The 14268-nt window shown below is 60.2% G+C and carries 14 protein-coding genes; 5 read left to right on the top strand and 9 right to left on the bottom strand.

All coding sequences use genetic code 11. The features are described 5' to 3' along the window. Position 1: 1 nt before the first annotated feature. Genes QU606_RS25820 through QU606_RS25800 form a run of 5 tightly spaced genes read right to left on the bottom strand, consistent with a single transcriptional unit; the run spans position 2 to position 3937 of the window. Positions 2 to 793: a carboxymuconolactone decarboxylase family protein gene (locus QU606_RS25820; RefSeq protein ID WP_236383515.1), complete on the bottom strand. Its 792-nt coding sequence runs from the start codon at positions 791 to 793 to the stop codon at positions 2 to 4. Further along, positions 790 to 1269 (bottom strand): cupin domain-containing protein, encoded by a 480-nt coding sequence (locus tag QU606_RS25815; RefSeq protein ID WP_304997783.1) that lies wholly within the window; start codon positions 1267 to 1269, stop codon positions 790 to 792. Before QU606_RS25815 ends, QU606_RS25820 begins: the two co-directional genes overlap by 4 nt. Positions 1270 to 1295: 26 nt before the next feature. Beyond that, complete coding sequence (locus QU606_RS25810; protein ID WP_169878013.1) at positions 1296 to 2288, bottom strand: aldo/keto reductase; 993 nt, start codon at positions 2286 to 2288, stop codon at positions 1296 to 1298. Positions 2289 to 2346: 58 nt separating this feature from the next. Next, positions 2347 to 2937, bottom strand: a complete 591-nt coding sequence (locus QU606_RS25805; protein ID WP_236309684.1) for a flavodoxin — start codon at positions 2935 to 2937, stop codon at positions 2347 to 2349. Between the two features lie 10 nt (positions 2938 to 2947). Beyond that, on the bottom strand, positions 2948 to 3937 hold the full coding sequence (locus QU606_RS25800) for an aldo/keto reductase (protein ID WP_304997782.1): 990 nt from the start codon (positions 3935 to 3937) through the stop codon (positions 2948 to 2950). 302 nt (positions 3938 to 4239) lie between these two features. Here QU606_RS25800 and QU606_RS25795 point away from each other — a divergent pair, with 302 nt between their 5' ends. Both QU606_RS25795 and QU606_RS25790 read left to right on the top strand, forming a co-directional pair. After that, positions 4240 to 5487 (top strand): Bcr/CflA family multidrug efflux MFS transporter, encoded by a 1248-nt coding sequence (locus tag QU606_RS25795; protein ID WP_304997781.1) that lies wholly within the window; start codon positions 4240 to 4242, stop codon positions 5485 to 5487. A 469-nt stretch (positions 5488 to 5956) separates the two neighbouring features. After that, the gene (locus QU606_RS25790) at positions 5957 to 6415 is read left to right on the top strand and encodes an Hsp20 family protein (protein ID WP_024076590.1); all 459 of its coding nucleotides are present in this window, start codon (positions 5957 to 5959) and stop codon (positions 6413 to 6415) included. Positions 6416 to 6705: 290 nt separating this feature from the next. Here the strand turns inward: QU606_RS25790 and QU606_RS25785 are convergent, their stop codons facing one another. The 3 genes from QU606_RS25785 to QU606_RS25775 all read right to left on the bottom strand — a co-directional run bounded on the left by QU606_RS25785 (position 6706) and on the right by QU606_RS25775 (position 9961). Continuing rightward, positions 6706 to 7983 carry a cation:dicarboxylate symporter family transporter gene (locus tag QU606_RS25785; protein ID WP_024076589.1) on the bottom strand — a complete coding sequence of 426 codons (1278 nt, stop codon included), beginning with the start codon at positions 7981 to 7983 and terminating at the stop codon, positions 6706 to 6708. Positions 7984 to 8078: 95 nt separating this feature from the next. Next, positions 8079 to 9287, bottom strand: a complete 1209-nt coding sequence (locus tag QU606_RS25780; RefSeq protein ID WP_150054504.1) for a pyridoxal phosphate-dependent aminotransferase — start codon at positions 9285 to 9287, stop codon at positions 8079 to 8081. Positions 9288 to 9298: 11 nt separating this feature from the next. Then, positions 9299 to 9961 carry an RraA family protein gene (locus QU606_RS25775; protein WP_024076587.1) on the bottom strand — a complete coding sequence of 221 codons (663 nt, stop codon included), beginning with the start codon at positions 9959 to 9961 and terminating at the stop codon, positions 9299 to 9301. A gap of 122 nt (positions 9962 to 10083) precedes the next feature. On the opposite strand from QU606_RS25775, the gene QU606_RS25770 reads away from it, so the two are divergent. Together QU606_RS25770 and QU606_RS25765 are read left to right on the top strand one after the other, a co-directional pair. Next, complete coding sequence (locus QU606_RS25770) at positions 10084 to 10980, top strand: LysR family transcriptional regulator (RefSeq protein ID WP_024076586.1); 897 nt, start codon at positions 10084 to 10086, stop codon at positions 10978 to 10980. A gap of 149 nt (positions 10981 to 11129) precedes the next feature. Further along, entirely contained in the window at positions 11130 to 12185 is a 1056-nt protein-coding gene (locus QU606_RS25765) for a D-isomer specific 2-hydroxyacid dehydrogenase family protein (RefSeq protein WP_304997780.1), read from the top strand. 70 nt (positions 12186 to 12255) lie between these two features. Here QU606_RS25765 and QU606_RS25760 read toward each other — a convergent pair whose 3' ends face one another. Further along, positions 12256 to 12906: a TetR/AcrR family transcriptional regulator gene (locus tag QU606_RS25760; protein ID WP_304997779.1), complete on the bottom strand. Its 651-nt coding sequence runs from the start codon at positions 12904 to 12906 to the stop codon at positions 12256 to 12258. A gap of 122 nt (positions 12907 to 13028) precedes the next feature. Between QU606_RS25760 and QU606_RS25755 the strand changes: the two genes are divergently transcribed. Beyond that, the gene (locus tag QU606_RS25755; RefSeq protein WP_069076155.1) at positions 13029 to 14240 is read left to right on the top strand and encodes an MFS transporter; all 1212 of its coding nucleotides are present in this window, start codon (positions 13029 to 13031) and stop codon (positions 14238 to 14240) included. Positions 14241 to 14268 lie beyond the last annotated feature (28 nt).

The following is a 14268-nucleotide window of genomic DNA, read 5'->3' as shown; positions in this document are numbered from 1 at the left end:
TTCAACTACCCGACGCCGCAAGGGCTTGAGTCAGCGCCGCACTCGCACGCGTGGCGACTGCTTCGTCTGCGTGTTTGGCGAGTATTTCGGTCACCTGGCGCAGTTGGCCAGCACTCAGGCCGACCCGCATGCTCGCCAGCATATGGGAGCGCAGCTGCGGCTCGGCACCCGGCGTTGCAGCCAAAGCGCCGACGGTGGCCAGTTCACGGCTTTGCCAGTCCAGGTTGTCACGCTCGAAGATGTCGCCGAACAGATGGGCCTGCAGGTACTGGTTGATGACCGGCGCAAAGTCGAACACCGGACTTTTCACCGCTCCACCGGATATGCGGGTCTGGTTAACAGTACCGACCTCAACCAATTCCTGGCCCGTTGGGGCGGGCCGACTGGGTTCGCGTCCTGTTACATCCTGAATACCTCGCGCTTTGCGCGCATCAACGACCTTCATCAGTTCGCCCAGCGCATTCAGGCTGCGTGGGAAGCCCGCGTACGCATAGAGCTGCACCAGAATTTCCTTGGCCTCACTGATGGTCAGGCCCGCATCCAATCCTTGATTCAACGCCTGGTTAAGGCGGGGAATGTCGCTGGATGCCATAAACGCAGCGATCAATGGAATGGCCTGTTGTCTGCTCGACAATGCTTCGGAGGGCGGTGCTGTATTGGCTGGGGTAGACGGTGCCACGCTTTCTTGGGCGACAACGCCGGGAACGTCCCCCAAGCCAAGGCACAATGCCAGGAAAGCGGCAATGGAGCGGGTTTCGCGATATCTCAGGGCACGCAAGATCGATGCAGTCATTTTGGCGCGCCTCCGTACTCGGCATCGGAGACCTTGTCGCCCCAGGTCACGGCGCTGCCATCCAGAGATTCTGCCAACGCGATATGGGTCATAGCTGTGGTAGCGGTAGCCCCATGCCAGTGACGCACGTTGGCCGGAATCCATACGGTGTCGCCTGGGCGAATTTCCTGGCGGGGGCCGCCTGCCTGCTGCACATAGCCCACGCCAGCGGTGACGATGAGCGTTTGGCCCAGCGGATGGGTATGCCAAGCCGTGCGTGCTCCAGGCTCGAAGGTCACTGTACCGCCGCCAATGCGTGCGGGAGCATCGCCCTTGAATAGGCCATCAACCCGCACGGTGCCGGTGAAGTTGTCAGCAGGGCCTTGAACGGAAGGCTGAGTGCCAACACGGGTGACGCGAACTTCCTTGGTGTCCTCGGCTGTGGCTTCGCCAGCCATAAGCGAAAGGGCAACCAGTGGGGCGATCAGGGGGTTCATAGCCGTAACTCCTGGCAGGGAAGGGATCAAAGCCCAGTCATCTTCAGTACGGCCTCAGGCAGGCGTTCGCCGAGGACCTGGACCTGCGAGATCTGCTCACGGATCGCACGCAGCTCATCGCGGCTCAATTCCAGCTCGATAGCGCCAAGGTTTTCATCAAGGCGATGCTGTTTCGTGGTGCCGGGGATTGGCACGATCCAAGGCTTCTGTGCCAGCAGCCAAGCCAAGGCCACTTGGGCAGGCGTGGCATTTTTGCGCTGTGCGACTGCTTTCACCACCTCGACCAACGCCAGGTTGGCCTTGCGTGCCTCTACGGAGAAGCGCGGTACGAAGTTACGGAAGTCCGATGCATCAAACTGGGTGTTCTCATCGATCTTGCCGGTGAGAAAACCGGCGCCAAGTGGGCTGAACGGCACGAAGCCGATGCCCAACTCCTCCAGCACGGGCAGCAGCTCTTGCTCAGGGCCACGCCAGAACAACGAGTACTCGCTCTGCACCGCAGACAGCGGCTGCACCGCGTGTGCGCGGCGGATAGTCTCGACACCGGCTTCAGAGAGGCCAAAGTGTTTTACCTTGCCTTCAGCGATCAGGTCTTTGATTGTGCCCGCGACCTCTTCGATGGGCACCGCAGGATCGACACGGTGCTGGTAGAACAGATCGATACGGTCGGTGCGCAGGCGCTTCAACGCGGCGTCAGCCACTGCGCGGATATGCTCCGGTCGACTGTTGAGGCCAGCCCCTCGGGCGCCGGAAATCAAGTCGATGTCGAAACCGAATTTGGTGGCGATCACCACCTGGTCGCGGATTGGCTGCAGGGCCTCGCCGAGCAGCTCTTCATTGCTGAACGGTCCGTAGGCCTCGGCGGTGTCGAACAGGTTCACGCCACGTTCGTGGGCGGTGCGGATCAGTTTGATCATGTCCTGCTTGTCGGCGGCCGGGCCGTAGACCTGAGTCATGTTCATGCAGCCAAGACCGAGTGCGGACACTTCCAGGCCATTGCCCAAAATGCGGGTTTTCATTGGTGTCTCCTAGTTGGAAATGGGGGGGCGCAGCGGGTCGATGACTTGCGTCGCACGTTTAACGTTTGAAGTTGCTGTCGCTTATCCATTCGTTCACGCACTCCATGGTTTTGCGCTCTTGCTCGCCCTCCATCACGAACCCCACCAGCACCTTGGCCTTGGGTGCGTGACGGTCGAGCACGGCACGGCTGTTGCCTAAGCCATAGCCGCCATGGGTGTTGAATGGAATGATGGTCTTGCCCGCAAGGTCATGTGCCGAAAGAAACGCGCGCACCACTGGGGGCATGGTTTCACCCCAGATGGGAAAGCCGAGAAACAGGGTGTCGTACGCGTCCAAGTTGTGGACCCTGCTTTCCAGTGCCGGCTCGAAGCCGCTATCGCGCTCCCGGCGCGCCTGTTCCACCGTTTGCAGGTAGTCCTCAGGGTAGGCGGTGGCAGGGCGAATTTCGTACAGGTCAGCACCCAGGCCGCGCTGGATAAGCCCGGCCACGACCCGCGTGTTGCCGGAACGAGAGAAGTACGCCACCAAGGTGCGAGAGCCGGAAGGTGCAGAGCGCTCGTCGCTGGCGTCCGTGCTGGCCCGCGCCAGAAACGGCGAGCTGGCCAACGCAAAAACTACCGTGCGGCGTAGCGAGTCGTGGTCGTTCATTCAGCCTCCCTTAGCGTCCGACACGCGCTTTAAGCGCCTCGGGGTAGCGGTCACCTTGAATGCTGATCTGCGATAAGGCGCAGGCGATGGCTTCCAGCTCCGCTTCGGTAAGGTTGACCGACGCACTGCCGATGTTTTCTTGAAGGCGATGCAGCTTGGTCGTCCCCGGAATCGGTACGATGCACGGCGCCTGGGCGAGCAGCCAGGCGAGGGCGATCTGCGCAGGGGTTACCCCTTTTTGCGCGGCGATCTCGCGCAGTCGGATGACCAGGTTCTGATTGGCCTGCAGCGCCTCCTGGCCAAAGCGTGGAACGACGCTGCGAAAGTCATCGCTGCCAAACGATGCGTCGGCTGAAATAGCACCGGTGAGAAAACCTTTGCCCAACGGGCTAAACGGTACGAAGCCGATGCCCAGCTCGGAGAGGGTTGGGAAAATCTCCAACTCGGGCTCTCGCCACCACATCGAATATTCACTTTGCAGCGCCGTGACCGGTTGCACGGCGTGCGCTCGGCGGATGGTCTGTGCGCCTGCTTCCGAGAGGCCGAAGTGCTTCACTTTGCCTTCTGCGATCAGGGCTTTGACGGTGCCGGCAACGTCTTCGATGGGCACATCCGGATCGACCCGATGCTGGTAAAGAAGATCGATGTAATCGGTCCTGAGCCGCCGCAGCGAGCCCTCAACGGCCTCGCGAATATGCTCTGGGCGGCTGTTGAGAATCTGCTGTTTGTTGTCCGCGCCAAAGGTGAAACCAAACTTGGTGGCGATCACCACTTGATCGCGCACGGGCGCCAAGGCCTGCCCCACCACGTCTTCGTTCAAGTAGGGGCCGTACACCTCTGCGGTGTCAAAGAAGGTAACGCCCAGGTCCACGGCGGCGCGGATCAGGGACACGGCATCCTGGGTGTTCGTGGCCGGACCATAGCCGTGGCTCAGGCCCATGCAGCCCAGGCCAAGGGCCGAGACTTCTAACGAACTGTTGCCCAAATAGCGCTTTTGCATTGCGTTCTCTCCCGGCGTAAGCAAACCCGCCTGGCCCTTGAGCCAAGGTGGGGGAGGGTTGCAGTCACTCGGCTGCAACCTCGATGGGAGGACGTTAAGTGATGACCTGCGATTGGACTACCCGGGTAAAACGGCAAGGACATATGAAGAGAACTAATCAATCCGAAGCTCCGTCGCTGCAAGCGCTGATGCACCGGGGCATTCATGAGCAGTGCTCATTTCCCCTTGCGGGATTAAGGGGTTAATCGAACATTCAGTAACACTTACGCTGGCGAGCTACTTACCGGCTATAGGCGAATTCCATGTCATCTCTTGGCCCTGCCGAGACAGAACGCAACGCTGGCAGCCCATCGGACGTGCCGCGCACAACCAACAACGTGCGGTTGATGCTTAACCTGAGTGCGTTGATGTCGTTCGCCTCGATTTCTACTGATATGTATCTGCCTGCCCTGCCCGCCATTAGTCGCGCGTTGCATACCTATTCAGCGGGCGTTGAGCTGACGTTTTCCGCCTTCCTGATCGGGTTCAGCCTTGGCCAGTTGATATGGGGGCCAATCAGCGACCGGTTTGGACGCAAGTTTCCGATCCTTATTGGGATGGTCCTTTTCATCATCGGCTCGGTTGGCTGTGCGCTGTCGACGACAGTTACTGAAATGATGGTGTGGCGGGTGGTTCAGGCACTGGGCGCCTGTGTGGGGCCGGTGCTGTCGCGGGCAATGGTGCGCGACCTGTACGGCAGGGAACAGTCGGCGAAGATGCTTTCGACGCTGATTTTGATCATGGGCGTAGCTCCGATTGCCGGCCCGCTGGTTGGCGGCCAGATCCTGTTGCTGTGGTCGTGGCCGGCAATCTTTTGGGCACTGGCTATCGTCGGGCTGGTGACGCTCTTTTCGTTCGGCAGGCTGCCAGAGAGTCTCCCTCCCAAGCACAGAACGCGTGAGCCACTGCGGCATACGTTTGCCACTTATCTGCAGCTAATCCGCGATCCTCGGCTGATCGGCTACGCGTTGTCGGGCGGATTTTTTTACGGCGGTGCCTACGCGTTTATCATCGGAACACCGTTCGCCTACATCGACTTCTACCAGGTGTCACCTCAGGCCTACGGGTGGCTGTTCGGGGTAAATATCGTCGGCATGATGATCGCCAATTTCATCAATGGCCGATTGCTGAGCCGGATGAGTAGCGAGCAGCTTTTCTATCGCGGCGCATGGACGTTGGCTTTTTTCGGTGTGGTGCTCAGTGTTTGCGTGTTGTTTGGTTGGGGTGGGATTTGGGGCTTGGTCATCCCCATATTTTTCTACATGTCCATGAACGGGCTTATCGTCGCCAATTCCGTCGCGGGCGCGTTGGCCTTCTTTCCCCACAGAGCGGGTTCTGCTTCGTCGCTCGTCGGGGCCATGCACTACGGCAGCGGCATTTTCAGCGCAGCATTAGTCAGCTGGTTGGCGGATGGAACGCCGAAGGGCATGGCGCTGGTGATGGGTGGGGCTGGCATCGGCTGCCTGGTGGCGGCGTTGTGGTCGAAGGGAGCTCGCGGAGAGAGGTCCTGACCCAATCGCCATGTCCATCGATGCTGAAACCGAGCACAAATTGAACAATTGTTCTTATCGGGGTAAATCTCAACTGTCCTTCTGGCCGATTGGTTTCCTGTCACAACTCAACAGTTCGGATTGCCGTGCTCATGGGGATCCAAAGAGTTTGTATAAAATCCGGGCTTAATTAGGATAATAGTAGGGGTAAAGATTTTGGAGATCAGCACAATTTTATTGGAAAACAGGTACTTATTTTTCTATTCGAGTCCAGGTCGTGAAGCCAGATAGGAAAAAGCCTGCAGCGATGCAGGCTTTTTTTCGCCTTGAATTTGACGAACACCCGGCGTGCCAGCAGCCCAAAAACGCACGGAAAAATTTTTTTAGGGTGACGCTTGAAATTTTTCCGCCTGAACCTACCTAGGGATTACGCGATGCCGAATGCGGGTCGCGTATCAAATCACTTGGAGAAAACTCAGGAGATTTTGCAATGGCTACTACTCTTTCCTTGGCCCCACTGTTCCGTCACTCCGTGGGCTTTGACCGTTTCAACGACCTGTTCGAATCGGCGCTTCGCAGCGAGGCCGGTACCACCTATCCGCCACACAACGTCGAAAAGCACGGTGACGATCATTATCGGATCGTGATCGCGGCAGCAGGCTTGGTGGAGGACGACCTGGATATTCAGGTGGAGAAAGGCGTGTTGACCGTCGCCGGCGGCAAGCGGGAACACGATGAGGGTATCACTTACCTGCACCAAGGCATCGCCCAGCGCGCGTTCCGTTTGTCGTTCCGCCTGGTCGACCACATTGAAGTGCAGGGCGCACAGCTCGCCAATGGTTTGCTGAGCATCGATCTGCTCAGGATCGTGCCCGAGGAAGCCAAGCCTAAGCGCATTGCGATTGGCGGTGCTGCCAAGGCTGAGGTGAAATCCATCAGCGAGCAGTAAGGCTGGAATGAATAAAGGCGCTCTTCGGAGCGCTTTTATTCGATGTGGCGAGGTCAAAATGTGGCGCTTTTGTATGAGCGGACTTGCCCCGATGCCAGTCAGTTAAGGGCGAACACTGTACCTGGGGCGAGGGACCTTGCTCCCGTTGGGACGCGAAGCGGCCCCAAAATCAGCCTATGAGTTCTAATCGGAAAATCTCAGTGCCTTTATTGGCGCTGCTTCGCAGCCCAACGCGGGGCAAGCCCGCTCGCCACAACAGGCCCGCTTACCACAGAAGCACCGTAGTCGCTTCATTCCATCTGCACATTTTGCGCTTTCTGCTGCTGCCCAGCCCGCACCTCACGCCCCTCCCACTTGGCAATCACCAACGGCGCCAACGCATTGCCCAGCACATTCAGCGCCGTGGTCGGCATCTCCATCAAGCGGTATACCCCGGCGATAAACGCGATGCCTTCCAACGGCAAACCGGCACTGGCCAGGGTGGCCGAGAGAATCACGAACATGAACCCCGGTACCCCGGCCGCACCCTTGGAGGTGAGCACCATGGTCACCACCAGCAAGGCCTGATCGCCCAGGCTCAAATCAATGCCATACAACTGCGCGACGAACAGGGTACCGATGCCGAGGAACAGTGAAGCGCCGTCGAGGTTGAACGAGTAACCCACCGGTACCACAAAGCTCACCAGTGAAGGCGGTACGCCGTAGGTTTCGAGTTTCTTCATCAATTGCGGCATCACCGCCGCCGAGCTGGCGGTGGAGAAGGCCAGTACCAGTTCATCCTTGATATGGCGCATCAGCGCGAACAGGTTGATCCCGCAAACGCGCGCCACCAGGTTGAGCACCACCAGCACAAAGAACGCGATGGCCACATAGCTGACCATGATCAGCTTGGCCAGCGGCAGCAACGAGCTGAAACCGAAGTTGGCCACCGTCACGGCGATCATGCCGAACACGCCGATGGGCGAGTAGGCCATGATCATCGAGGTGACCTTGAACATCGCGTCGCTGACGCCACGCAACAGCGCGATGACCGGGTCTTTGCGCTCGGCGGGCAAGCGCGCCACGCCCAGGCCGAACATCACCGCAAAAAACAGCACCGACAACAGGCTGCCCTGGGCCATGGCGTTGACCACGTTGTCGGGGATGATGCCGACGATGATCTGCCCCAGGCTATGACCAGCGCCGTTGCTGGTGGGCAGGGTGATATTCGCCGCGTGCAGGCTGGACAGTTCAGTGCCAGCGCCGGGCTTGAGCAGGTTGCCCATGACCAGGCCGATGATGATCGCCAGGGTGGTGATGCAGAAAAAATAGCTCAGGGATTTGACCCCGATACGGCCCAGGGATTTGCCGTCACCGTGCCCGGCAATGCCCACCACCATGCAGGAAAACACGATGGGCACCACGATCATTTTCATCAGCTTGATAAAGATATCGCCCGCCGGTTGCAGGACATTGTCCACCAGCCACGGCCGGGATTCGGGAAAGCGGTGCAGCAGGGCACCAATGGCGATACCGGCGAGCAAGCCGATCATGATTTGCCAGACCAGCGCGATGCGGGGCGTGTGCATGGGAGTGCCTCATTTGAGATCAATGATTTTTAAGTTGTTGTTCTAGGCAGTCAAAAGGCGGCCGTCCGCTGGTCGCCGGGTGTTACGGGTGGCCGTCAGCGCAGGTCGTTGCATGCGTCTTTGAGGCGACGGCACCCTTCTTCGATCACGTCCAGCGAGCTTGCGAACGACAGGCGCACATACGGCGACATGCCGTAGGCCGCGCCGCTGACGGTGGCCAGGCCGTAGTCGCGCAACAGGTAGTCCACCAGTTGGGTGTCGCTGTCGAGGCGATCGCCTTGGGGGGTGAGCTTGCCCATCAGGCCGCTGACGTTGGCGAATACATAAAACGCGCCATCCGGTGGTGTAATGCTCAATTCGGGGATGCCCTCAAGCAGCGCCAGAATGCGCGCGCGGCGTTGCTGGTATTCCTCGCGCATGCCGGCGATAGGTGCTTGATCACCCGCAAACGCGGCCACCGCTGCCGCCTGGCTCAACGAGCTGGGGCAGGTGGTGGTCTGTGACAGCAACTTGGCGATGGCCGCGATCAACCAGGCCGGCCCCGCACCAAAGCCCAGGCGCCAACCGGTCATCGCGTAGCCCTTGGACGCGCCGTTGACGATCAGCGTGCGTGGCTTGAGATCGGGCGCCAGGCGTGTCAACGGCACATGCCGGGCGTCGCCGTAGACGAAGTGTTCGTAGATCTCATCGGCCATGACCAGCACATGGGGATGACGACGCAAAACCTGCGCCAGGGCCAGCAGCTCGGCTTCGCTGTACACCGCGCCGCTGGGGTTGTTCGGGCTGTTGAGGATCACCCATTTGGTGTGTGGCGTGATCGCCTGTTCGAGCGCGGCGGGCGACAGCTTGAAACCCAGGCTTTCATCGCCCGGGATGATCACCGGTGTGGCATCGTTGAGCCGTGCGATGTCCGGGTACGAGACCCAATACGGCGTGTGCACGATGACTTCATCGCCGCGATTCAAGGTGGCGGCCAACGCGTGATAAATGATGTGCTTGCCGCCGCAACCGGCGACGACTTCGTCCAGGCCATACACCACATCATTATCTCGCTGCAGTTTCAGGCAGATGGCCTGGCGCAGGGCAAGGGTGCCGGTGGTGGCGGTGTAATGGGTATCACCGCTGTGCATCGCCAAGCTGGCGGCCTCAAGAATATGCGCCGGGGTGTCGAAGTCCGGCTCGCCCACGGTGAAGTTAACGATGTCGCGGCCCTGGGCGCGCAACTCGGTGACCAGGGCGTTGGCGGCAATGCTGGGGGAGGGCGCAATGCCCAGGACACGGTCCGACAAAAATGCAGTGCTCATCTCGGACTCCTTCATACCAGGCCGGCATTGTTGAGGGCCTTGTCGATCCAGCTCTGGCGCACTGCACCGCTGGCAATTTCTGCTTTGACCGCTTCTTCGTGCTCGGCATGTTGTGCGGCGCGGCGCAGTACTTCGGCGGCGTCGGCCTGGGAGAACGCGACCAGGCCGTCTTCATCACCCACCAGCAGGTCGCCGGGGTTGATCACCATGCCGCCGATAGACACCGGTACGTTCACTTCGCCGGGGCCGGTCTTGTACGGGCCGGTGTGCACCACGGCGCGGGCGTAGCACGGGGTGTCCTCGAAGCTGGCGACATCGCGAATCGCGCCGTCAATCACAAACCCCACGCAACCACGCTGCTGGGCGTAGAGCTTGACCAGTTCACCGATCACCGCGTTATTGGTGTCGCCCTGGCCGTCCACCACCAGCACATGGCCCGGTTGCAGCATGCTCATGGCCTTGTAGATCAGCAGGTTGTCGCCGGGACGGGTCTTGACCGTGATCGCCGTGCCCACCAGCTTGCCGCTGCGGTTGTAGCGCGTCAGGCCACGGGCGCCGATATGACGGCCGAGGTTGTCGCTGATATGCGGCGTGACGACATGGCCAAACGCCTCGACCAGTTCGGCCGGGGCCATGGGCGCGTTGGGAAGGATGCGTGAACCGGGCAAGGACATGGCAAATCTCCAGAATTGTTAGATAGCAATGGGCTATGGCTGGATCTTAGGAGTGATGATCGAAGAGTTTTAGCGATATTTTATGATGTGATAGCATCGCTTTTTCTCATGAATTGGCCGCGATGATCACCTTCAAGCAAATCGATGCGCTGTACTGGATTGCCGAACTCGGCAGCTTTGAAGCGGCGGCGAACAAGCTGAACATGTCTCAGTCGGCCATCTCCAAGCGCATCCAGGAGTTGGAAGACACCTTTGACGTCGAGATTTTTGACCGCAGCAAGCGCAACGCCCGGCTGACGGAGAAGGGCGGTGAGCTGCTTGACTACGCCCGCGACCTGCTCAACAGCCGCGACCAACTGCTCGAACGGGTCAGCGCCCGCGAAGTGCTGGTGCGCCGTTTTCGCCTCGGCGTCACCGAACTCACCGCATTGACCTGGCTGCCGGCGCTGGTGGATGCGCTGCGTCAGGCCTACCCCAAGGTGCAGATCGAGCCGTCAGTGGAACTGAGCAGCGAACTGTTTCGCAAGCTGGAAAGCGACCAACTCGACTTGGTCATCGTGCCGGACGTCTACAGCGACCCGCGCTTTCACAGCACGGCGCTGCAATGCGTAGAAAACGCCTGGATCTGCGCGCCAGGCCTGATCCCCCAGCCCGACCCTGTAAGCCTGGAAGTGCTGGCCGATTACACCGTTCTGACCCAGGGTTCGCAGTCGGGCACCGGCTTAATCTACGAGCGTTGGCTGGCCGCGCACAACGTGCAGATGCCGCGGACCCTCACCAGCCATAACCTGCTGGTGCAGGTGGGCTTGGCGTTGTCGGGGATCGGCGTGAGTTATTTGCCCAAGGCCTGTTTGTCCCATCTGATCGAGCACGGCGCATTACGCGCGCTGGTCACGCAGCCGGAGTTGCCGAGTATCCAGTACGTGGCATTGCACCGGGTGGACCGCCAATTCGGCTTGAACCAGGACGTGGCGCGGATGGCGCAGAGGTGCTGTGATTTTTCGCGGTTGTTGTTTTAGCGTAAGTGCACACACTGCGCTTTTTATTCCAAAAGGGGCCTTTGTCGAAAAACAGGGTCATGATTAATTCAAGCCTGGATGTAGTCAGTTCAACTCCATACTTGAAGGCGCATGAACCCAGCCTCTATCAGCCAAGAGGACCAAAATGCATGGCATTCACCACCCTGATACTGGATGCACCCGGCCCGCCGTTGCTATTCGAGGAAATCGACCGATTCCTTGAGTTGGGCTTGGTCGTCACCCTGAATCTCTACTATTTCACGGATAAAAACAGTATCCGCAAGCACTACGGCGAGCGCATCCGATACACCGAGATCAATGGCCACGACAGGCAAGCTTTCATCGACGCCGTGACTGAGGCCGGGGGGTATAGCGTGTTCAAGACGCGCCTGAATATTCCCATTGAGAGCAAACTGATCCGCGCCGCTGCATCACCGACCCTGCCAACGCCACTGCGCGCCATCGCCCAGGCCGGTTCAGGCGTTAACCATATCGACCGGCAAGAGGCTGAACGGTGTGGCGTGACGATACTGAACACGCCGGCCTCCAACGCGGTAGCTGTGGCCGAATACGTGGTGGCCCAGACATTGTTTTTATCTCGGGACCTGGATCACTACAACGCCGAGACGCACAGTGGTCACTGGTCCAAGGGCACTTTGGCGCCCGGCCTTGAGTTCTGCGAACTCACGTTAGGCGTGGTTGGCACTGGCAGCATTGCTCAAGAGGTCGCGCGCAAGGCCGGATCGCTGGGGATCCGGGTCATCGCCACCGGTTCAGAACGCTTTACGGAGCAGGTCGCGCGCAGCCTTGGGCTTGAGCGACGAGAAACCCTCGAGCAATTGTTGGGGGAGGCCGATGTGGTCTCGATCCACGTACCGCTGACACCGCTCACCCGAGGCCTGTTCGGCCTTACCGAGTTCAGACAGATGCGCCAAGGTTCGATACTGATCAACACCGCTCGCGGTGACATTGTCGACGAAGCCCAGTTGGCAAGCTTCATGACGGCATTTCCCAGGCATATAAAAGCGGTCGCCATCGATACCTTCGCCCAGGAAAAAGACCGCTTCAACTCGCCGCTGGCAGGCATTCGCAACGCCCAACTGACACCCCATATCGCCGGCAACACGACGAAGGCAATCCGCAAGGCTTCACGGCAGATCGTCGACAAGATCCACGCGCTCAGTCTGGCTACGGACGTACATTGACCACGGGCACAAAGCGCTCTCTTGATGAGCGCCTCAACGCCCTGAGTTGTAGCAAGCGCTTCCGGATGGGCTAGGGCTGCTGTGCAGCCGTCGCACGGATGGGCGGTGCGGTAGCGGCGGCAATGTCCCACGTCAGCAGGATGTGGCTGATGGCGGCATCGATGGTTGCGTGGGGCACGTTGTCCCGCGCCAATATCGAAATGCCCTGCAAGAAGCTGTCAAACACCGCCGCCATCGACACCGCGGCAATCGTATCCGGCAGCTGCCCTGAGCTTATTCCACGTTCGACACACTCCACGATCCCTGCCCGCGTTCTCATACGGGACTGGGTCAATGCATCCGCCACCCGCGCATTCTCCGGGCTTGGTGCGCTCATCACGCCCAATGCCACCATGCACCCCTTGGGATGCCCGTCTTCACACTGCATGCGCGCGGATTGGCGCAATGCGGTCTCGATGGCTTTGCGCGGCAGCAGGCTTTCATCCCATAGGCATTCGGTCACTTGAGCGTAGGTTGCCAGATAGCGCTGCACGCACTCATCGAACAGCGCTTCCTTGGAGCCGAATGCGGCATAAAAACTCGGTGCGGAGATACCGCCGCCCAGGCCGGCCTTGAGCTGGGCGAGGGACGTGGCGTCGTAGCCATGCTGCCAGAACAGGTACATGGCTTGTTCCACGGCGTGGTCACGGTCGAAGGTACGGGGACGGCCCATTTGTGCCATTTCATAAAACTCCCTTGGCGGACCAGATAAATACTAGTCGATACATAAGTCGTTGACAACGTGCGACAGCTGCCCGCAACATTTGTATCGATCAGTATCTAAATTGCCTCAAGGAGTTTCCCGTGACCCCCTCACTCTGCGTATCCGCGTCTTCTGAACGCCTGCCTATCGGCGCCTTGCTCGCGCTGGCCATGACCGGTTTCATCTGCATCGTCACCGAAACCCTGCCGGCCGGGCTGTTGCCGTTGATCGGCGATGGCCTGGGGATTTCCCCGTCCATGGCCGGGCAGATGGTCACCGCCTATGCGCTGGGCTCGGTGCTGGCGGTGATCCCCATGACCATAGCCACCCGTGGTTGGCGCCGCCGCAATGTGCTGCTGCTGACCATCGTCGGCTTCCTGCTGTTCAATTCCATCACGGCATTGTCGTCCCATTACGGTGTGACGCTGGTGGCGCGTTTCTTCGCCGGGGTCGCCGCGGGGTTGGCCTGGAGCCTGCTGGCCGGTTACGCCCGGCGCATGGTCGCGCCCCATCAGCAGGGGAGGGCGCTGGCGCTGGCGATGGTGGGTACCCCGATTGCGCTGTCACTGGGTGTACCGCTGGGCACCTGGCTTGGCGGCCTGGTCGGCTGGCGTACCACCTTTGGCCTGATGTCGGTACTGACCCTGGTGTTGATCGCTTGGGTGCTGGTGAAAGTCCCGGACTATGCGCCACAGCCCGCGCACCAACGCCTGCCGTTGCGCAAGGTCCTCACCACGCCAGGGGTCAGGCCGGTACTGGCGGTGGTGATCAGCTGGATGCTCGCGCACAACGTTCTCTATACCTACATCGCCCCGTTCGTGGCGCGGGCAGGCTTGGCCGCGCGGGTGGACCTGGTGTTGCTGGTATTCGGCATTGCGGCATTGGTGGGGATCTGGCTGACGGCCAAGCTGGTCGAGCCGTTATTGCGCCAGACGGTGTTGGTCAGCCTGGTGGTGTTTGCCGCGATTGCGCTGGTGTTTGGCGTATTGGGCAACGTGCCTGAAGTGATCTACCTTGGCGTCGCCGTGTGGGGCCTGAGCTTCGGCGGTGCCGCCACTTTGCTGCAAACGGCTCTGGCCGACGCGGCGGGCGATGGCGCCGATGTGGCGTTGTCGCTGAACGTCGTGGCGTGGAACAGCGCCATTGCCGCCAGCGGTGTGGTGGGTGGCGTATTACTCGATCGCTGGGGCGTGGGGGCATTTCCGTGGGCGATGCTGGTGTTGATCGGCGTGGCGCTGGGGATCGCGTGGGGCGCGCGTGACCACGGCTTCAAGCCTGGGCGACGGTCCGGCGTTGCAATAGTGTCTCACTGAACCTTCGGGTGAGCGCGATAGGGGAGCG

The organism is Pseudomonas sp. OVF7, from assembly GCF_030644265.1.
GTDB classification, from domain to species: Bacteria; Pseudomonadota; Gammaproteobacteria; order Pseudomonadales; family Pseudomonadaceae; genus Aquipseudomonas; species Aquipseudomonas gorinensis.
Note: the sequence above shows the minus strand (reverse complement) of the source record. Positions and strands in the feature narration are given on the sequence as shown.